General features: G+C 39.7%; 27 protein-coding genes. 21 read left to right on the plus strand and 6 right to left on the minus strand.

Annotated elements, in window-relative coordinates; genetic code table 11:
• Window positions 1–70: 70 nt before the first annotated feature.
• The 15 genes from ABJF57_RS08225 to ABJF57_RS08295 all read left to right on the plus strand — a co-directional run bounded on the left by ABJF57_RS08225 (window position 71) and on the right by ABJF57_RS08295 (window position 12,754).
• Window positions 71–613, plus strand: coding sequence for a YceD family protein (locus ABJF57_RS08225; protein WP_462234154.1), 543 nt, complete (start codon window positions 71–73; stop codon window positions 611–613).
• A 25-nt stretch (window positions 614–638) separates the two neighbouring features.
• On the plus strand, window positions 639–830 hold the full coding sequence (rpmF, locus tag ABJF57_RS08230) for a 50S ribosomal protein L32 (RefSeq protein WP_348284523.1): 192 nt from the start codon (window positions 639–641) through the stop codon (window positions 828–830).
• A gap of 11 nt (window positions 831–841) precedes the next feature.
• A complete protein-coding gene (locus ABJF57_RS08235; protein ID WP_462234156.1) occupies window positions 842–1,840 on the plus strand; it encodes a beta-ketoacyl-ACP synthase III in 999 nt (332 codons plus the stop codon).
• Window positions 1,841–1,863: 23 nt separating this feature from the next.
• Window positions 1,864–2,427 carry an elongation factor P gene (gene efp / locus ABJF57_RS08240; RefSeq protein ID WP_462234158.1) on the plus strand — a complete coding sequence of 188 codons (564 nt, stop codon included), beginning with the start codon at window positions 1,864–1,866 and terminating at the stop codon, window positions 2,425–2,427.
• A gap of 64 nt (window positions 2,428–2,491) precedes the next feature.
• Window positions 2,492–2,974: an acetyl-CoA carboxylase biotin carboxyl carrier protein gene (gene accB, locus ABJF57_RS08245; protein WP_462234161.1), complete on the plus strand. Its 483-nt coding sequence runs from the start codon at window positions 2,492–2,494 to the stop codon at window positions 2,972–2,974.
• A gap of 12 nt (window positions 2,975–2,986) precedes the next feature.
• The gene (gene accC / locus ABJF57_RS08250; protein ID WP_462234163.1) at window positions 2,987–4,333 is read left to right on the plus strand and encodes an acetyl-CoA carboxylase biotin carboxylase subunit; all 1,347 of its coding nucleotides are present in this window, start codon (window positions 2,987–2,989) and stop codon (window positions 4,331–4,333) included.
• Between the two features lie 207 nt (window positions 4,334–4,540).
• On the plus strand, window positions 4,541–5,563 hold the full coding sequence (locus tag ABJF57_RS08255; RefSeq protein ID WP_462234165.1) for a hypothetical protein: 1,023 nt from the start codon (window positions 4,541–4,543) through the stop codon (window positions 5,561–5,563).
• Window positions 5,564–5,753: 190 nt separating this feature from the next.
• Window positions 5,754–6,218 carry a hypothetical protein gene (locus ABJF57_RS08260; protein WP_462234167.1) on the plus strand — a complete coding sequence of 155 codons (465 nt, stop codon included), beginning with the start codon at window positions 5,754–5,756 and terminating at the stop codon, window positions 6,216–6,218.
• Window positions 6,196–6,513 (plus strand): hypothetical protein, encoded by a 318-nt coding sequence (locus ABJF57_RS08265; protein WP_462234169.1) that lies wholly within the window; start codon window positions 6,196–6,198, stop codon window positions 6,511–6,513. Before ABJF57_RS08260 ends, ABJF57_RS08265 begins: the two co-directional genes overlap by 23 nt.
• 11 nt (window positions 6,514–6,524) lie before the next feature.
• On the plus strand, window positions 6,525–6,938 hold the full coding sequence (locus ABJF57_RS08270) for a hypothetical protein (protein WP_462234171.1): 414 nt from the start codon (window positions 6,525–6,527) through the stop codon (window positions 6,936–6,938).
• 150 nt (window positions 6,939–7,088) lie between these two features.
• Window positions 7,089–7,499 carry a peptidase associated/transthyretin-like domain-containing protein gene (locus ABJF57_RS08275; RefSeq protein ID WP_462234173.1) on the plus strand — a complete coding sequence of 137 codons (411 nt, stop codon included), beginning with the start codon at window positions 7,089–7,091 and terminating at the stop codon, window positions 7,497–7,499.
• Window positions 7,500–8,131: 632 nt separating this feature from the next.
• Window positions 8,132–9,412: a hypothetical protein gene (locus ABJF57_RS08280; protein WP_462234175.1), complete on the plus strand. Its 1,281-nt coding sequence runs from the start codon at window positions 8,132–8,134 to the stop codon at window positions 9,410–9,412.
• A 91-nt stretch (window positions 9,413–9,503) separates the two neighbouring features.
• A complete protein-coding gene (locus tag ABJF57_RS08285; RefSeq protein WP_462234177.1) occupies window positions 9,504–10,685 on the plus strand; it encodes a porin family protein in 1,182 nt (393 codons plus the stop codon).
• 217 nt (window positions 10,686–10,902) lie between these two features.
• Complete coding sequence (locus ABJF57_RS08290; RefSeq protein WP_462234179.1) at window positions 10,903–11,544, plus strand: HAD family hydrolase; 642 nt, start codon at window positions 10,903–10,905, stop codon at window positions 11,542–11,544.
• Window positions 11,545–11,791: 247 nt separating this feature from the next.
• A complete protein-coding gene (locus ABJF57_RS08295; protein ID WP_462234180.1) occupies window positions 11,792–12,754 on the plus strand; it encodes a transglutaminase domain-containing protein in 963 nt (320 codons plus the stop codon).
• Window positions 12,755–12,764: 10 nt separating this feature from the next.
• Here the strand turns inward: ABJF57_RS08295 and ABJF57_RS08300 are convergent, their stop codons facing one another.
• Entirely contained in the window at window positions 12,765–13,328 is a 564-nt protein-coding gene (locus tag ABJF57_RS08300) for a DUF3109 family protein (RefSeq protein WP_462234182.1), read from the minus strand.
• Between the two features lie 119 nt (window positions 13,329–13,447).
• On the opposite strand from ABJF57_RS08300, the gene ABJF57_RS08305 reads away from it, so the two are divergent.
• Complete coding sequence (locus tag ABJF57_RS08305; RefSeq protein WP_462234184.1) at window positions 13,448–14,017, plus strand: YceI family protein; 570 nt, start codon at window positions 13,448–13,450, stop codon at window positions 14,015–14,017.
• A 206-nt stretch (window positions 14,018–14,223) separates the two neighbouring features.
• Here the strand turns inward: ABJF57_RS08305 and ABJF57_RS08310 are convergent, their stop codons facing one another.
• The 5 genes from ABJF57_RS08310 to mce form a co-directional block, all read right to left on the minus strand.
• On the minus strand, window positions 14,224–14,661 hold the full coding sequence (locus ABJF57_RS08310) for an N-acetyltransferase family protein (RefSeq protein ID WP_462234186.1): 438 nt from the start codon (window positions 14,659–14,661) through the stop codon (window positions 14,224–14,226).
• Window positions 14,655–15,047 (minus strand): rhodanese-like domain-containing protein, encoded by a 393-nt coding sequence (locus ABJF57_RS08315; RefSeq protein WP_462234188.1) that lies wholly within the window; start codon window positions 15,045–15,047, stop codon window positions 14,655–14,657. Before ABJF57_RS08315 ends, ABJF57_RS08310 begins: the two co-directional genes overlap by 7 nt.
• A gap of 108 nt (window positions 15,048–15,155) precedes the next feature.
• Window positions 15,156–15,494 (minus strand): hypothetical protein, encoded by a 339-nt coding sequence (locus ABJF57_RS08320; protein ID WP_462234190.1) that lies wholly within the window; start codon window positions 15,492–15,494, stop codon window positions 15,156–15,158.
• A gap of 165 nt (window positions 15,495–15,659) precedes the next feature.
• A complete protein-coding gene (thiL, locus tag ABJF57_RS08325; protein WP_462234192.1) occupies window positions 15,660–16,691 on the minus strand; it encodes a thiamine-phosphate kinase in 1,032 nt (343 codons plus the stop codon).
• A gap of 1 nt (window position 16,692) precedes the next feature.
• The gene (mce, locus tag ABJF57_RS08330) at window positions 16,693–17,097 is read right to left on the minus strand and encodes a methylmalonyl-CoA epimerase (RefSeq protein ID WP_462234194.1); all 405 of its coding nucleotides are present in this window, start codon (window positions 17,095–17,097) and stop codon (window positions 16,693–16,695) included.
• 169 nt (window positions 17,098–17,266) lie between these two features.
• Here mce and ABJF57_RS08335 point away from each other — a divergent pair, with 169 nt between their 5' ends.
• From ABJF57_RS08335 to ABJF57_RS08355, 5 genes are read left to right on the plus strand one after another with little or no spacing between them, the layout of a single operon-like run.
• Entirely contained in the window at window positions 17,267–17,674 is a 408-nt protein-coding gene (locus tag ABJF57_RS08335) for a hypothetical protein (RefSeq protein WP_462234196.1), read from the plus strand.
• Window positions 17,674–18,000, plus strand: coding sequence for a HesB/IscA family protein (locus ABJF57_RS08340; RefSeq protein WP_462234198.1), 327 nt, complete (start codon window positions 17,674–17,676; stop codon window positions 17,998–18,000). Before ABJF57_RS08335 ends, ABJF57_RS08340 begins: the two co-directional genes overlap by 1 nt.
• A 29-nt stretch (window positions 18,001–18,029) precedes the next feature.
• Window positions 18,030–18,554, plus strand: coding sequence for a hypothetical protein (locus tag ABJF57_RS08345; protein ID WP_462234200.1), 525 nt, complete (start codon window positions 18,030–18,032; stop codon window positions 18,552–18,554).
• Between the two features lie 57 nt (window positions 18,555–18,611).
• Window positions 18,612–19,037, plus strand: a complete 426-nt coding sequence (locus tag ABJF57_RS08350) for a MarR family winged helix-turn-helix transcriptional regulator (protein ID WP_462234202.1) — start codon at window positions 18,612–18,614, stop codon at window positions 19,035–19,037.
• A complete protein-coding gene (locus ABJF57_RS08355) occupies window positions 19,034–19,747 on the plus strand; it encodes a hypothetical protein (protein ID WP_462234204.1) in 714 nt (237 codons plus the stop codon). The genes ABJF57_RS08350 and ABJF57_RS08355 overlap by 4 nt, the downstream gene beginning before the upstream one ends.
• Window positions 19,748–19,752 lie beyond the last annotated feature (5 nt).

Genomic DNA, 19,752 nt, shown 5'->3' on the forward strand with positions numbered 1-19,752 from the left:
AAGATGTTTTTACAACATCCCACAAATCATATCCCACAAATCTTTTGTAGTACTTGGATTCTATCTAAATTTGCGGGTCTTTACCGGGAAGTGGACGGAAATGCAGGATTTGAAAGCGTATAAAATCGAGATATTTGGACTGAGTAATAGCACTCACGACTTCAATTTCACGTTTAGCGACGATTTCTTTTCTCATTTTGAAAACAGCTTGGTAAGCAAGGGCAAAGGCTCTTGTGATGTGATTTTAGCAAAAACAGACTCAATGATTACACTCAATCTTAAGATTGAAGGGGCAATTGAGTTAGAATGTGACAGAAGTCTTGAACTTTTTGATTTCCCTATTTCAATAAATAAGGAGATCATTTACAAATACGGAGACGAAGAGCAGGAGCTGAGTGAAGATGTATTTGTAATACAAAAAGGGGAGCAGGAAATAAATATTGCAGCGTTTTTGTACGAGTCGATAAGTCTGGAAGTGCCGATGAAGAAACTTCATCCTAAATTCCAAGACGAGTCTGAGAATGATGAAATGATATATGTTTCTGACCCTCAGAAAGAATCACAAGAAGAGAGTATAGATCCCAGATGGGAAGCCTTAAAAAAATTGAAATAAGAAAAATTTAGATAGAGAAAGAAAGATGGCGCATCCAAAACGAAAGATTTCGAAAACCAGAAGAGACAAAAGAAGAACGCATTACAAAGCAACTCCTAAAAACTTTGTGATCTGTCCTACTACAGGTGAAGCTCACCTTCCACACAGAGCCTTCTGGCATGAAGGTAAACTTTACTATAAAGGTAAAGTGGTGATGGAAAAAGAAGTTTTAGCTTAAGCTAAGTACTGATGCCAAAAATTCAAGCTGCAATCACAGGCGTACATGGATACGTTCCTGAAGATGTTATCACCAACAAGGATTTGGAGAAGATGGTTGACACCAATGATGAGTGGATCACTTCTCGAACTGGCATCAAAACAAGACATATATTAAAAGGTGAAGACCAAGGCACCTCCGTGATGGCTGTAAAAGCTGTGGAGGGGCTTCTGGAGAAGACCAATACCAAAGCAGAAGATATTGATTTGGTACTGTGTGCAACGACAACACCTGATCTTGTTTTTCCGGCAACAGCCAATATTATTTCAAATAAAATAGGCGCTGTAAATGCATTCGGATATGATATTCAAGCAGCATGCTCCGGGTTTCTTTACGCACTAGCAACTGGCTCTCAGTTCATAGAGACCGGTAAATACAAGAAAGTATTGGTCATTGGAGCGGATAAAATGTCTTCCATCGTTGACTATACTGATCGAGCGACATGCATCATTTTTGGTGATGGAGCAGGTGCGGTAATGCTGGAACCTACCGAGGAAGATTTCGGCATCAAGGACTCCATTCTTAAATCCGATGGGTCGGGTGAGCCTTTCCTTCACATGAAGGCCGGTGGTAGCCGTAGACCAGCGACGGAAGAAACATTGAAAAAAAGAGAGCACTTTGCTTTTCAGGAAGGCGCTACCGTATTCAAGTTTGCTGTGAAAAACATGGCAGATGTAGCTGCGCAAGTCATGGAGCAAAATAACCTGACCGCAGATGATGTGGCCTATCTTGTTCCACATCAAGCCAACAAACGGATCATTGACGCTACAGCCAATCGCATGGGCGTTAGCGATGAAAAAGTAATGTTGAATATTGAAAAATATGGCAACACAACGAGCGGAACCATTCCTCTATGTTTGTTTGACTATGAAAGCAAACTGAAAAAAGGAGACAATCTGATCCTCGCTGCATTTGGTGGAGGGTTTACCTGGGGATCCATCTGGGTGAAATGGGCATACGATCCTAAATAACTAACTAACATCCTAAAAAAATCATGGCAACTACTTCAGACATCAAAAACGGACTTGTGATTGAGTTTAATCATGGTTTGTTTAGTGTAGTAGAGTTTCAACACGTAAAGCCTGGTAAAGGCCCTGCGTTCGTTCGTACAAAACTCAAGAACATAACCACCGGCAAAGTAATTGACAATACTTTTTCCGCAGGGCATAAAATCACTACTGCACGTGTAGAGCGAAGGCCTTATCAGTTCTTATACAAGGATGACATGGGCTATCACTGCATGGACACCAGTACATACGAACAAATTGCTGTTCAGGAAGACTTAATCAACGCTCCTAAATTCTTGAAAGACGGACAAGAAGTGGACATTCTTTTCCATGCAGAAGAAGAAAAGATCCTAGCCTGTGAGCTCCCACAGCATGTGATTGTGACCGTAACTCAAGCAGATCCAGGCGTGAAAGGAAACACAGCAACAAACGCCACCAAAAATGCGGTGGTAGAAACGGGAGCTACCATCCAGGTACCGATGTTCATCGAACAAGATGAAGTGATCAAAATTAATACAGCGGATGGCTCCTACGTTGAGCGCGTAAAATAATAGCGCTTACGCCAAAGAAATTTTATACCTTAGTTCTTAAGATTTATTAATCAACAATTAACCTATGAAGGCCAAAGAAATTCAAGAATTAATAAGCTTCCTTTCTGAGTCAGGATTGGAAGAAGTGAATATTGAGACAGACAACTTTAAGGTAAGCATCAAGCGAAGTGCTGAACAACACGTGATTGCATCTGCACCAGCTGCTGTAGCGGCTCCTGCCCCTCAAGCGGCGCCAGTAGCTCCTGCACCACAAGCAGCTCCAGCTCCGCCAGCTGATGGAGGAAGTGCTCCAGCTGCTAATAGCAACCTTGTAGAAATCAAATCCCCAATGATTGGAACATTCTATCGATCTGCAAATCCGGAATCACCCTCATTTGTAGAAGTGGGAAGCTCAGTAAAGGCAGGAGATCCTGTTTGTATCATTGAAGCCATGAAACTCTTCAATGAAATTGAGTCTGAAGTGTCCGGTAAAATCGTGAAGGTCTTGGTTGACAATGCGCAACCGGTAGAATACGATCAGCCACTTTTCTTAGTTGATCCATCGTAAAACATTACCCCTATGTTTAACAAGATTTTGATCGCCAATAGAGGCGAGATTGCATTGCGTATCATTCGTACCTGTAAAGAAATGGGTATCAAAACTGTGGCAGTGTATTCTAAAGCAGATGCTGATAGTCTTCATGTGCGTTTTGCCGATGAAGCCGTATGCATTGGTCCTGCAGCTGGAAAAGATTCCTATCTAAAGATTCCTAACATCATTGCTGCGGCGGAAGTCACCAATGCGGATGCCATTCATCCGGGATATGGATTCTTGTCTGAAAATGCTGAATTCTCTCGTGTATGTGCTGAAAATGACATCAAGTTCATCGGTGCCAGCGAAGAAATGATCAACAAAATGGGCGACAAGGCCACGGCAAAAGCAACCATGATAGAGGCTGGAGTACCCGTAGTACCCGGTTCTGAAGGATTATTGGAGTCCGTAGAACAAGGAATGGAGCTAGCTAAAGGAATAGGCTACCCGGTGATGATCAAAGCTACTGCTGGTGGCGGTGGTAAAGGGATGAGACTCATCAAAGAAGAAGGCGAATTCCAAAAAGCTTGGGACAGTGCTCGTCAAGAGGCAGCCGCATCTTTTGGGAATGATGGGATGTACATGGAAAAATTTGTGGAAGAGCCTCGCCACGTGGAGATTCAGATCATCGGTGATAGCAACGGCAAAGCCTGCCACCTTTCAGAAAGAGATTGCTCGATTCAGCGAAGACACCAGAAGCTGATAGAAGAAACCCCCTCTCCCATCGTGACGCAGGAACTAAGAGAGAAAATGGGTGCAGCAGCCATCAAAGGTGCGGAAGCTATCAAGTACGAAGGTGCTGGAACAGTCGAATTCTTAGTAGATAAGAATGGTGATTTCTACTTCATGGAAATGAATACACGTATCCAGGTAGAGCACCCAATCACCGAAGAAGTAACTGATTACGATCTGATCAAAGAACAGATCAAAGTAGCCACTGGTGAGCCAATCTCTGGAAGGAATTACTATCCTCAACTTCACGCGATTGAAGTACGAATCAATGCCGAAGATCCGGCCAACGGATTCCGACCAAGTCCTGGCAAGATCACGAACCTACATTTTCCTGGTGGACATGGTGTACGTATCGACAGCCATGTGTATGCTGGCTATACGATCCCTCCATACTATGACTCGATGATTGGTAAGCTGATTGTGAGCGCACAGACGCGAGAAGAAGCAATCATTAAAATGAGGCGTGCTTTGGAAGAGACTGTGATTGAAGGAATTAAAACGACGATCCCTTTCCACCTGAAAATGATGGAAGATGAGGCCTTTAAATCTGGAAACTTCACCACGAAGTACCTGGATACCTGGGATTTCAGTGTCCTGAAGTAATTAGGCACATATTGAAAAGTCTAAAACCCTTGCCGGAAACGGTGAGGGTTTTTTTGTTACCAATTTGAGTGGGGAGAGTATGGAAGAAATGAAGAGTCTGTTGGACAACTTGGTAGTTACGGATATATTTGAAAGGTAGATAAGCGACATTATGTCGTTTACACAAATGTTAGTGGCAACACTACCAAACTAAGAAAATCAATTATTGTGAGTAAGATCCAATATATAATCATCTCTCTACTGTTGTTTTTATCATGTGACGAACCGATCACAAACAACAATTTTATAGATGAAGAACTAAGACCCTATATTGAAAGTTTCATAGAAGAAGCAAACAGAAGAGGTGTTCAGTTAAATATAGATGACTTTGGAGCGGAAATCGTAAATGAAATTAGCATTGGTGGAGATAATACGTATTGTGGCTATGGCTGGTTCTTTTATAGAGGAACTCTAAAGAAGAGAATTGAAGTGAAAAACTCCGATAATTGCTGGCAAAGCCGAACCGATATCGAGCGAGAGAACCTTGTCTTCCACGAATTAGGTCATGCTTTGTTAGGTAGACCACATCTGGATGAAACTTTTCCAAATGAAAGTCCAAAATCCATCATGTGCTCTTCAGATGGACCCAATGGCTGTAATAACTTCAATACTTATCATGATAATGAGCTATTCCGAAGCTACTATTTAGATGAGCTATTTGATAGAGGCACTAAAGCTCCAGATTTCATCAACAAGGACAATTTAGTAAGGACAGTATTTCAAGAAGGCGGTGGTGAATATTATTCAAATTGGGAATTATTTATAATTGAGGATGAGATGAATGATTCTGAATTCGCATTTGCCAAAGATAATTCTGATCATAGTGTGACCTTAACAACCAATGGTTCACCATCTGATGACATGCGAGCAATAATCGTAAAGAGATTTGAATTAGAAAATTTTAACCAGTGTGATAATTTAAAGTCATTTATGGATATCACTGCCGAGGGAATAACTGATGGCTTTTTTAGAGTTTCTTTGAGTTTAAGAGAAAGATTAAGTGATGGCTCTCTTAGTCGAATTTATTTAAACAGTAGAAGAGAATCAGAGAATGGAACTTACAATAATTTTGTGCATGAACTTTATTGTTTATCTGAGAAGACGGAAATAGTTTCTATTTCATTTGCCTTACATTCCAAAACCCCTGCCTCAATTAATATTGAGAATTTGAATATTGATTTGTTTGAGTAACTGAGCTTTTTCCTTGAAAGCTATAGCCTTCCCATTTGATAGTTAAGACGGCATCTAACAAACAATATAGCACATACCTCTAAGAAGATACTTGAAAGTGCAGTGCAAATCCGCTAGCTTAGAGATATAAACAAAGTCCAGAGGCACGTGCTTTATCTGGGACGTTATATGTCACTTCTGCACTGAACTTATGAACCATGAATACATTTTACTTAAGGCCCTTGCAGACAACAAGCATAGAGAGCTATATCATGCAGATCTATATGCATTAGTCGAGAATCAGATAGGGCATGAGGATTTCAAAAAACTGCTAGATGACTTTTATAAGAAAGGCTATTTGGATGAAATGGCCGACCTTGAACGAATCAATAAAGTAGGATTAACAAGGTTTGCAGAATTAAAGACAAGTAAAAAAAACAGCACACGAAAAAGAAGACTAACTACTACCCAGTCTATCATAGCTATTGTAACTCCTATTGCTGGTTTAATTATTACAATTGCTACGCTTTCTCGAAGTGATAAAAGTCAAAAAACGAAATCTGAGGATCTATCGCCTTATCAGACTCAAATCACTTTGAACGCCGACACTATCTTCAACAACCAAGGATTTACTGTTGAACTCAAATCGACGCTTGAAGAAGAACACAGTGGATAAGGAGTGGCTGATGTCATACTGGAATGCAATAGATATAGATGAATTGGTAGAACTACTCACCTTGCCCGAACTTAATAACTGGAAAGAGCTAGCTGATGAAGATTCTTTGAAACTAATTAATGAGGCGTTGGCGAACATTTCCAGAAATGCTGTTTTTCAAAGGAATGCGGAAGCCTTAGAGCGAAGGTATTCTAAACCTGAAAGAACAGTATCAGGTTGGGTTTTTCATGAGGATATTGACGAACCAACGGAACTTCTGAACCTTCTCAAAAAGGATACAACTTTTTATCTCTAAAGCATCATTTAATGAAGAATGTGATAGCAACTTTAATCCAGAAGTATTCTGAAACTTTAGATAAATACATTCAAGAATTAGAGAATTTTGTAGTCAATCCTCCTAATTCGGAATTACTTGAAACTTCGACTTTAGAAGACTATCTCGGATTTCGTTCAAATTCATTATCTGAGCTTCTCAAAACCTCTAAGGGTTTAAAGACACAACTGGACAAATTTGGCAAGTTAAAAACCCTAGATTCAAAAATTATTAAGTCAGCAAAATATAACTCTTTAATCAACGGGAAATTCTATGACTTTGCAATTGGACACTACAATTTTATAGATACTGAACCTGAACTTTATGATTTGATTGACAGTCATTTTGCTACATTCTTCCAACTTTCCAAGGAACTTGAAAATGACGGTACACAACATATGCTATGAATGAATGGGGTTTCATCAGTGAGGATAGTTTTGTGGGGATTGGAAAGTCCGCCAAAAGTTTTACATTTAAATCAAGGCGTGGCTTTGAGGAGCAGGAAAGGTTAGTGCTTTCTAATCCCCACTCATCATAGCTGGGTCGTTATCTGCAACATGAAGAGTTTCATAGCTACCATAGCAACAATTATTTCAATTCACACCTTCGCGCAAGAAAATGGCGAATGGCGAACGATTGAAGGCAGAGTAATGGCAGACGGTGAGCCATTTCCCGCCCAGAGTATCATAGTAATGGGAACTACCTATGGAACTATGACTGATCTTGACGGTTACTTCGAACTCCAAGTTCCATCTAATGAGATAGTCTTCATCGATTTTGTCCAATGCTTTACACAGTCTATTAGAGAGATTAACTCTGAGACCCAATTCATACTTCTAAAAGACAATAAGAAGAACCGAAAACTAACTAATGAGGCTTTTGAAAAGTGGGGGGAAATCAAAAATGAGCTGGTTCCTAAGGTCGTAGATCTATATGTTGGAAAGGGCCTAATGACCAAAAGCAGATAACAAACGCTAAAGTGCATATCACTGCGCGTGCCGGTCAACTGCTTCTAGCTACTCTCCTGCTATCCGAACCGCAAAGCTTCGCCCCCGAATCAAGTTCGCGGCAGGCTTCTGAAAGTTCGATTCACTTTAGCGTTTTCCTGCTCTAGCCTCTACTTTCATGAGGTAGTTTTTCACAGGCAAGGTTGTGGGTGGGTCAAAGCTTTGCTAGCTTAGTTTTTCACAGCGGGTCGCGTAGACAGTGGTTCGGGACATACCTGTCTGCGGTAGGCACGTGCCTACCTGGGACGTTAGGTTTCATGCCGTGACGTAGACCGTCTACACATTTTAGCACATTTGGTTTTGCCACCAGAACTCCAATCATGAAAAAAACCAAAAGAGCTCAAATCTCCCTCCCAAAAATGACACTAATAATTATGTTTCATAGTAATTAAATCAGCTATAAGTTGACTTTTTTACTTTGAAACATAGTTAAGATTCTGGTGATAGTTTCAGGAAGGAATTCAAAGAACTAGATGCTCTCTTGAAAGTCGATTTTAAGAAAGAACAGCTTGTCTATCCAGAACTTCCAGTATTAATTTGGAATTTTAATTTTAATAACTGAAGGTTATTGATTGCAATTACTATATTCATTTATGAATAAGAATGTTTGCATCCCCTTATGGGCTTTATTTTCACTTAGTGTGGTTATTTCAGCGTGCGGTGATAAAAATGAGATGGACTCTTTGAATGATTCCAATTCACCAGCCGTCAGCTGGCAAAAAACACTCGGGGGTACAGGTCGTGATGTCGCTTATTCGATCCAACAGACAATAGATGGTGGCTATGTAGTTGCTGGATATGCAAATTCCAGAGATGGCGATTTGACGGATACAGATAGAAAGGGTGGCCATGATTCTTGGATCACAAAACTAGATGCTTCAGGAAATTTGACCTGGCAAAAAATACTCGGCGGAGATGGCCAAGATCATGCTTACTCCATTCAGGAGACGACTGATGGGGGATATATTATTGCTGGGCATACAGGCTTTAACTACTCCGTCACAAAACTAGATGTTTCTGGTGATCTGACATGGCAAAAAACATTCGGTGGATCTAAAAAAGACGAGGCTCAATCTATCCAGCAGACAACTGATGGGGGGTATGTTGTAGCTGGGTATTCATATTCTAGCGATGGAGATGTTACAGGTTCTAAAGGTTCTTCTGATTTTTGGATTACGAAACTAGATGCTTCAGGGAATTTGACTTGGCAAAAAACAGTTGGCGGCACTCTCGAAGATGAGGCTCAATCTATCTGGCAGACGAATGATGGTGGTTATGTTGTAGCTGGACATACTTTTTCTAGTGATGGAGACGTGACAGGTTCTAATGGTTTTTCTGATTTTTGGATTACGAAATTAGATGCTTCAGGGAATTTGACTTGGCAAAAAACATTTGGTGGGTCAGAATACGAATATGCTAATTCTATACAACAAACAACTGATGGAGGATATGTTGTCGCAGGAACTGTTAGATCCTTTGGTGAGGGTGATGCTGGCTTCTTTACTGAGTTCGACTACTGGATTTTGAAATTGGATGAGTCAGGAAATATGACTTGGCAAAAAACATTTGGTGGATCCGGTAATGATGTGGCTTGGTCTATCCAACAGACCATAGAAGGTGGCTATGTTGTAGCAGGGCATACCGGCTCCAGTGATGGAGATGTGACAGATCGCTCTGGGGGTCATGACTTTTGGATTGTTAAATTGGATGAGTCAGGGGAATTGACCTGGCAAAAAACAATTGGAGGAACTCTTAGTGAAAGTGCTTACTCAATCCAACAGACCTCTGATGAGGGCTATGTCGTCGCAGGATTTGCTACAGTGGAAGATTTGCCACGTTATTTCATTGTGAAACTGGAAGCTTATGTTCCTTAATCTGTTTAAGGATTTTTGAAAATCTCAAGGTATCAGTAGTTAATAAAGAAAATAGCTGAAAACCGACTTGTTATTAGGACATCACTGAGCTATGTACAAAACGATCAAATCAACACTAATCATTCTTCTTCTTACGGTTGGCCATTCATATGGACAGAACGACTTCAGAAAGGGCTTTGTAATAACGCTGGATAACGATACTATTCAAGGTCAAGTGGATTATTCCAACTCCTCCAAGAATCCTAAATCTTGTCTTTTCCAAGGCGAAGAAGGTAAATTCGATTATTCCCCAAATCTCATTTTAGGCTTTGGGTATCAAGACGATAAATTCTTTTCATCACAAATTATTGAGGACGCCTTCGTGGAGGTTCTCTTAGTTGGGGAAATCAGCTTATATAAATCGGAAGAGAAATTCCATGTAAAGAAAGACACTTCAGTGTTTGACTTAGAATCCAAAAAAGTGGAAGTGGTGAAAGATGGAAAAGTTGGATACCGAGAAACAAGTAAGTGGCGTGGTATCGTTAATTATCTCGTTAGTGATTGTTCAACCAAGGGTGTCGCCAATCTGAAACTTGATGAAAGGAGCCTTACTGAATTTTTCTTAAAATATAACAAGTGCAAAGGCACAGGATATACAGAATTCAAAACGAGTAAACCATGGACTAAGGTTGATCTTGGAGTGAGCCTGGGAGTTTCTTTATCAAGGATTCAACTGACAAGTCTTGGTTCTTATTTTTACCTTGATGAATCCTACAGTTCCGTAGATCCTACCTTTGGGATAATTACAACAATCTCTTCTCCGCGGGTCTCAGATAAATTAACTTTTCAAGCAGAGCTTAATTTTCGAAAATCAAACTATTCATCAACTTTTAAGGATGGAGGTGCAAACCCTAAGTTTTATTACCCTTCCATCGACCTTACTACATTATCAATTCCACTTTCTTTTAATTATTTGTTTCCTTCAAAAAATTACAGTCTATATATAAACGGAGGATTGAATTTAGATTTACAATTGAATTCAAGCACAAAACTGCCTAGTGAACAGGTCTTCGACGATGAAGTGATTACTTTACCTGAAAGCACTTTCTGGAGAATTAGACCTTTTCAATTTGGACTTGTAGGGGGAATAGGAATGTTAAGATCCTTCAAAAAATTTAAGGGAAGTGTGGTCGTTCGTTACTTTCAAATGAGTCCAATTTATCGGGAAGGGGCCATTTCTATGGTGGTAAATCCGAGTAGAATTTCTCTAACCCTTATTGTTTTCAAGAGATGAGTAGGAATTAAAGGTGCAGTAGGAATTCACCAAACTCGCACCCATTCTGAATTCAGTACCTCCCCTATGCTACTTGCTACGTTTTGGATTGAAGTACATCTAAACAAACGACACAGTATACCTCAAAGGTGCAACTTGAAAGTCCAGTGCAAACGCGCTAGCTTAGAAGAAGTAAACATGCCTTGAAGCACAATGCTATCTGGGCGTTATGCTCAATATGAATCTACTTATATTCGATTTAGATGATACAATTTTTGAAACAAGGTCTATTGGTCAACATCATGTAGCACCAATTCTTGATAAATTCAAGATAACCGCGGAACGTTTTTACAGGCCTGATAAAATAGAATTGATTATCTCAGACTTATGGCAGTTCCCTTTCGATTTTGTAGCAAAAAAATATCAGTTTGATGATCTGCTCAATGAACAATTTTCGACTTCTATAAATGAGTTAGAATATGAGTTGGATATTCAAACGTTCAATGATTTCCATCATGTGGAAAACATTGTTGCTAGAAAAATTCTGGTGACTACCGGGTTTAAGAAACTACAAAGAGCTAAGATTAAAGCATTGGGAATTGAACAAGAATTTGAATCAATTTTCTTTGATGAAGTGAACAAACAAAATCGAAAGCATAAAAAAGGAATTTTTACAGCAATTCTTCAATCAAGCAATGTAAAACCAGAAAACATCTTTGCTATTGGAGATAATCCTACCTCTGAATTGAAAGCAGGTCGTGAATTAGGAATTAAGACGGTACAAGTAGCAAAGTTTGGTCAAGTGCGATCTGAGCATTCGGATTACCGAATTACCGATTTCCAAGAACTGCTTCCTATTGTTAGCAACAAAAAACAATAACAATCCCATGACTGAATGGGGATTATGGGTGTGCCTAATTGGTGAAATATGAGGTTCAAAAATTTCTTTTTTACCATACAGAAACTCGAACCCTAAAATGGTAATCTCAGTCTTTGCTGGCCAAGATTCGAAGGCTACTGGAGATTTAGACAAGTATAACAATGGCTACACCGATCATTTTGAGAATAGTGAGGGTTTTTTACTGATATTTGGTTATTAAGGTAAAAGAACTGTGAATTGATGATGCATGTCAATTAGAAAAGCCTTGTCCATATGCTTCCTGATTTTTATTGGTACAGCTGCCATTGGGCAATTACGCAATAAGAAAATATTCGATTATGTGAGTCAAGCTCCTGCAAGCAAAAACATTGATGAGCTTGTCGAATATTTAGAAAATGGCGCTTTCTCAAAACAGGAGTTGGCTGAAGCTCTTGCCTATTGGATGATGCTCAACATTCAGTATGATATAGAAAGTTTTGTAAACAATACGCTCCAACCTTCCGATTGGCAAACAACCTTTTCCTCTAGGAAAGCGGTCTGCTCAGGCTATTCGGAGCTGTATAAAGAGCTCTGTTTCAGAACAGGTATTTGGTGCCAGGTGATCAACGGATATGCGAAAGGAAATGGCTTTGTAGACGATGGAATCTTTGAGCGACCAAATCATGCATGGAATGTCATTGAATTAAATGGCGTATTTCACTTGATGGACATTACCTGGGCAAGTGGATATGTAAATCTGGAAATGGGCCAATGGAAGTACGTCAAAATCTCACGCTCTAAGTTTTTGTTTGTAGAGCCAGAAAAGTTTATTGAAAGTCACCTACCATGTCAGCGAAGGTGGCAACTTCTGAACCAACCCATAACTATGAAAGACTTTAAGCAGTTTAAGGCTTTCAAGAAAATGAATGAGTCGCCGACCGAATACTATCACTATGAGGATAGCATTGCGCATTACATGGACCTAAGTCCCGTTGACAAAAAAATCAAAAACCTTCAAGAGATGATGTTAGTCAATCCTAAGGATGTAGACATTCCGTTTCACTATGAAAGGATTGCTTTTATCCTCTCGAAGAGGATCGAGTCCGAAGAGGAATTGAAAAAATCGAAAAAATTCTATCAATTAGCCGAAGAACTGCATCGAGAACCATTGGATAAATTTAGATGCAAACGCGGCATTGAATATGTAGAATTCTGCCTGGCCAAACTATAATCGCATACTATTAACGCTCCGATACTTTCTTTACCAACTCTTCGTACCAGCTCTCTCCATACTTTCGAATTAGCGCTTCTTTCAAAAATTGATAAACAGGAACTTTCAGTTCTTTTCCCAGATCACAAGCCGGAGAACATATTTGCCACCGATCGTAGTTGAGGGCTTCAAACTCCGGAAGCTTGGAAATACGGATTGGGTAAAGGTGACAGGAAATAGGCTTCTTGAAGTCGGTCTTTCCTTCTTTGTGGGCTTGTTCTATGCTGCATTTTAAGATTTTGCTTTCATCATAAAAAGCAAATGCACATTCTTTTCCATTGATTGTGGTGGTAGAAAGGTCTCCATCTTCGTCTAACAGATAGCCTCCCTCCTTTTCCAGTACATCTATCGCCTCCTGAGTGAGATAAGGCTTTACCAAATCTATTGCCTTATCAATTTCATCTAACTCTTCTTCCAAAAGTGGTGCTCCTAGATCTCCTTCCACACAGCAAGCACCCTTACACTTCGTGAGATCACAAACAAATGCCTCTGCTATTACATCATCAGAAATGAGCGTTTTTCCTACCTCAATCATCTTTTCATTTTTTTTTCAAAATTATGGAACAAATTCAGACTTGTGGCGTTTATTTGCTTATACATTATATGTACATACATTTATTTTGAAGAGAACTAGATAACTTAACACAAAGAACCATGATTAAAGCATTTATCATTTTAGCGGCACTGCTAGGTACAGACGCTAAGGAAAATTACAAGGTGAACACCACAGAGAGTACAGTAGAGTGGGTTGGTAAGAAAGTAACCGGTCAGCACAGTGGAGTGATCTCGCTGCAAGGTGGAAGTTTAGAAATGGAAGGCGGCCAACTTGTAGGTGGAACATTCACTATAGACATGACTACCCTGGAAGACACCGATCTATCTGGTGGATCTAAAGAGAAGCTGGAAGGTCACTTGAAGTCTGATGACTTTTTTGGTGTTGAGAAATTTCCTACTTCTACTTTCGTGATTACCAAAGCAGTACCTCAAGGTCCTGGCAAATACAAGATTGTCGGTAACATTACAATCAAGGGGAAAACAGAAGAAATTCAGTTCCCAGCGAGCATCGAAGAAAAAGATGGAAAGGTTATTGCAAAAGCAACATTATCTGTAGACAGATCCAAGTTTGATGTGAAATATGGATCAGGAAGTTTCTTTGATAACCTGGGAGACAAAACAATTTATGACAATTTCGACTTAAGTATAAGTCTGGTTGCAAATAAGTAATTAAGAAATAGTAGTAGTGATTAGGTGATTGGGTCGTTCGATTATTCGGACGGCCCTTTTTTATGACAGATCACGCATCTATTATTGCTCCTCTCCTTTCAAAAATTTAATTTAAAAGTGCCCCTAATATTTAAGGTAGATAATTAATAAATTAGCGGTAATCAAAACCTAAGATGGACAAAATCATGTGTATATCATTCTATTTTTTAAGACCAAAAAAATCGTTCCTTACTTTTTGACACCGCTCCAAGCTTCTTATAGAATTCAATGGCGCTTTTATTGAATGCCGGCGTCTGCCATTGCATCTGAAAACATCGTTCTTCTTCAGCATATGATTTTATCAACTGCATGAGTTTAGTTCCAACACCCTTTCCTCTTATCTCTTCTCTTAGGTAAATGCAATCCAGATACAAATAATGATCAGCTTCCCAGGTAGCAAACTGCTTAATGAAGGTAGCATAGCCTAAAAGGTTAGTTTGTTCTTCCGCCACAAGACATTGCACCGTTGCTTGCTCAAAAAGTTGATGAAACAGTTTATCTCGCTTTCCCGTGGCATTGTAATTAGCTTTTTCATGTGCGGCATGCAAAGCGCAGAGTTCAAGAATCTGATCAATGTCCCGTTCTTGTGCTCGACGTATCAGCATGCGCATTGAATTGCAGCTCCCTGAGTAGCCATGGATCCTTCAGTAGCATAACCATCGAACTTCCACCATTCTATTCCTCCTATGAGCTCTCTCACGCTAAAGCCTAGTTTTGCCAACTTAAGTGCGCCTTTGGTTGAGGCATTGCATCCTATGCCATCGCAATAGCAGACATAGGTTTTGGATGTATCAAGGTCTTGTGTGCTCTCCGGTGTAATTTCCCGATGAGGTAAATTGATCGCTGTAGGAATGTGTTCTTTTTCATAACCAAATGCCTGACGAGCGTCAACAACAACCAGATTGGTGTCCGTTTCTAAAGAAGCGAATAAATCGGATGGATCCATCTCATAAGTAAGTTTGCTTTCGTAGTACTTGATTTGCTCTTTCATCGTATTTTCATTTTTATCGTTTAGCAAACCTATTCGTATGCGTGGGCTTTCATTTAAAGAATGGATGAGAAGAATTTTGGTTCTGAATGAATGATTTTCATCCAGGGGTCAATCACCATCAGCGCGTGACTTATAATTTTCCACTTCTTCCTTTGTCATTTTCCTGATGTACTTTTTGTGAACAACTCCTTTTAGCGATCCATCCAGTTGTTTCACGTAGTACTTTTTCGAATTCTTTTTACCCGCTATTTTACCCACGGTCTGAGTGCCGTCCTTCAATGTAACATAAACGTATTGACCGTATTTAAAATCTTCATCACTCTTATTCAATTGGACAGCTTCAATACCATTCATGTATGTGCATGCGGATGCTGGCGGTACACTTGCTGAGAGCATAGCGATGGTCAAACCTAGTACCACGCTAAATCTTGATTTCCTATTTATCATCTAGATAGTCCGTTTAATTGTTCTAATTCATTTAACAAAAAACGTCTAGACTAGCTCAGGAGCAGGTAATTACATGTGTACAAAAGGCGTACAAACACAATTTTCACCAAGAAAAAAGTGATTAAAATAGAATTAAGACAAGTTATGCTCTAAAAAGTGCAATTTTTAAAAATGCTTCCAACCTTGCGCTTGAAGTTCTACTACATTCTGACTTCTGGTTACAAAGGTTCTTCCTTTTGATTTTGCCTGCATATAACCAATCGTATGGATATCCGGGTGATTCTTGATTTTCTCAAAATCATCCTGACCAATGGTGAAGAGTAATTCGTAATCCTCACCTCCATTGAGTGCGCATGAGTTTGGATCAATGCTAAACTCTGCTGCCGTCTCGAAAGATTGCTTCTCTATTGGCAGTTTATCTTCATAGATGGCCACTCCCAGCCCTGATTGTTTGCATAAATGGAATGCCTCAGACGCCAAACCATCAGACACATCAATCATCGATGTAGGCTGGATAGCCAGATCTTTGAACTCGTGAATGATATCCATGCGCGCTTTCGGCTTTAACTGGCGTCCCACAACATAATCGTAGGAATCAAGTTTAGGCTGCATATCCGGGTTGGCCATGTACTCAGCTTTTTCTCTTTCCAGGATTTGAAGGCCTACAAAAGCACCCCCTAAGTCACCCGTCACACATAAAATATCACTTTCCATCGCTCCATTCCGATAAGCGATTTTATCTCTATCTACCTCTCCCAATGCGGTAACAGAAATAATCAACCCAGAGGAAGAGGAAGTCGTGTCACCTCCAACAAGATCTACATTATACTCATCGCAAGCAGCCTTTATTCCGTCGTACAGTGCCTCTACTGCCTCCACAGAGAACCGATTACTCAAACCTAGGTTTACGGTGATTTGTGTCGGTGTGCCGTTCATTGCAGCGATATCTGAGATATTGACCGCTACAGCTTTATATCCGAGGTGTGGCAATGGCATGTACGACAAATCGAAGTGCACACCTTCTAGTAGCATATCAGAAGTGGTCAGGAGATACTTATCACCCAGATCAAATACAGCCGCATCATCTCCGACTCCCTTCACGACTTTCTCACTTTTAGGTGTAAATCGCTCGGCGATCTGGTCGATCAAACCAAACTCTCCTATCTCTCCTATTTCTGTTCTTTTTTCTTCGCTCATTTTATTTTTTTATCTCCTGGCATAATTCAACCAATACCCCATTGGCCGACTTTGGGTGTACAAAGCACACCAACTTATTGTCAGCTCCTTTTTTTGGCTCCTCGTTTAATATCTGAAAGCCTTCCTTGCGTAATCGATCCATTTCGGAGTAGATATCGTCTACTTCAAATGCAATGTGATGTATCCCCTCACCTTTCTTGGCAATGAATTTGGCAATCGCACTATCAGATCCGCCTTCAAGCAATTCAATTTTCGTTTCTCCCAACTGAAAGAAAGAAGTGGTGACAGATTCGGACTCAACAACTTCTTCTTTGTAGCTTTCTTTATTGAAAAGCGTTTCGAATAGTTGATTTGCAGATGACAGGTCCTTTACTGCTATGCCAATATGTTCAACATTTTTCCACATTTTGGTTTATTTATTTAAAAGCTAAAATAATGGGCCATGTGCCAGTTTTTTAACAATACCTGTGCAATTTGTCTTAATAATTAGGTTGAGCATCATGCTCAATTATTAAGTTTGCAAAAATGCAGGAACTTTCAGTCGATCTGAAAAGTTTACCCATTAATTAAAACAAATGGAGTTACGATCTGATATTCATGTAGAATCCGCGAAGATTCAAAACGAGATAAAAAACTTTCTCGGGCTGAGAAGCGATGAGGTGATTTTTGAATTTTCAAATAACGACGGAAAAGTCAAATTGGATTTAATCACGATCAATCCGCGCCATAATCAATCGTTCCTATTCAAAACCATCAATGGTTTTGATAAGACCGATGTACTGCACAAGATGCTTGACTATGTGCGTACGCACAAGGACAAGGAGAGTTCATTTACAATCCAATGGATGATGAAAGGCATGAACGAGCTGCAAACATCCTACTTCCGTGCGAAAAACATGTATGATGCCATGGACAAGCTGTACTATGGCAGAGACATTAATAACTTAACTGTATTTAGCATTGTATTAAACCCAGTAGCCTGATGATCAACGTAACGGATAAAGCACGAGAAGAAATTGTAACCCTACTTACCAGTGAAGGTAAATCACTGGATCACAACATTCGTGTTTCGGTCAAAGGAGGTGGCTGCTCAGGCTTGATGTACGACCTTACGTTCGATCCGGAGACTCAAGATGCTGATGAAATTTTTGAAGACAAGGGTGTAAAAATCCTGGTTGATAAAAAGAGTCTTCTGTATCTCTTAGGAACAACCCTTGACTTTTCGGATGGGTTAAATGGCAAAGGTTTTCAGTTTGTAAATCCAAATGCATCCCGTACCTGTGGATGTGGAGAAAGCTTCTCTGTTTAAAATCCCTTTGATGTGACTATTTTAGTTGCATGAAAAAATGGTCATCAGATAGGTGGTTAAGCATTGTTGCGATCACGGCATCATTGGGCACACTATTTACTATTGTATACCAGACAAATCTCATCCGTAAGCAACAGTATGCCTCTGTGCTTCCCTATCTCGAAATGTGGAATTCTAATCCAGGAAGAGAAGGAATGAGCTATATGTACGTCCTGAAAAACAACGGCATAGGACCTGCATTTATTAAGGATGTGAAAATTCATGTTGGCGATTCAGCATATATCGATGATCCGGCAAGTTTCGTTCATCGTGTCATAAAGCCAAAAGATTCAATTATCAACTTCTATTACTCAAATATTAAAAAAGGAACTCTTATACCCGCAGGCTCAAGAATAGAATTAGTTGGTGTAAAAAATGATTCCATTAATTCTCCTATTCTGAAAAGGTGGTTTTCCAGAACTGATTCCATTGAAGTAGAGATCATTTACGAGTCTGTATATGGCGAACGTTGGAGTTCCAGAGGAATAGCGAGCGAACCTAAACGCCTCAATTAAATTTCATAATGTATAGTAACCATGTGATTTTAATTTCGTAAAGTTGTATATACAACCATGAAATTTAAAAACATATACACTGTTGATCCCACCACGTGCCTGAATGGTAAAATGAATCGAATCAACCGGCTTACTGGAAACATCTTCAGAAAACACTTAAAAGATTTCGATCTGACCAACAGTCAACTGACCATTCTTTTTGTGATGCTAAAACGTGGAAAAGTCACTCAAAAAGAGCTCTCACACATTCTCTTCATGGAAAAATCATCTGTAAATAGAAACTTGAGAAGGTTATTTGAAAGGGGCTACAGCTCAAAAAAGGACTTTCCACTGATAGAAATCACCGCTAAAGGCAAAGAACTTCTCGAAACAGTAATCCCCTCCTGGCAGGCAGCTATGAATGAAATCAGAGAGGTGCTTCAGCAAGATGGTGAAGCTGCAGTTGATACCATTTTATCAAAACTTAAAACCACACACTCATGACACTACAACTCGGATATCTTCTTTTAACGTTGCTGGTCTGCTTATGCCTGATCCATTTTGGATTTACAGCAATCAATAAAACCTTTGAGGATGCTCAGAAAACAAAAAAGAAAGCCTTCCTTGTCGGGGGTATTGTCCTTTGGCAATTGTATCTGGCCATGATTGGATCTACCGATTTTATTCAATCCTATACCTTCCCTCCTCGTTTTGTTTTAACCATGATTATTCCTTCCTTCATTTTCACGGGTGTTTTTGTCTATCGCAACAGAAATGAACGCTGGATACTGAATTTACCCACCAGGCAAATTTTCTTTTTCCAATCGTTTAGAATTTTGGTTGAAAGCTTATTTGTTGCATCTGTAGCAGCTGGAATTCTGCACAAAGAAGCAAGTATTGAAGGATACAACTTTGATATGATTTATGCTATTACAGTTCCAATCATTGGATTTGTGGCCATGCGCAGGAGTCCAATGAATTTGAAGCTGGTTAGGTCTTGGAATTACCTGGGTTTGATTGTTCTGGCTACTGTCATTTTCGTTTTCATGACTTCCATTTACAAGCCTGATCTGTATGGAGCTGTAGAACCTTTACTGCCGCTGAAGGCTATGACCTATCCGTATGGGTTAGTTGCAGGATGCCTCATGCCTGTAGCTGTTTTCATGCATGTATTGTCAATAGTGCATATCAACAGGCTTATCCAGCAAGAATAAGTACT

Origin of the sequence: Ekhidna sp., assembly GCF_039940915.1 — a bacterium.
Taxonomy (GTDB): domain Bacteria; phylum Bacteroidota; class Bacteroidia; order Cytophagales; family Cyclobacteriaceae; genus Ekhidna.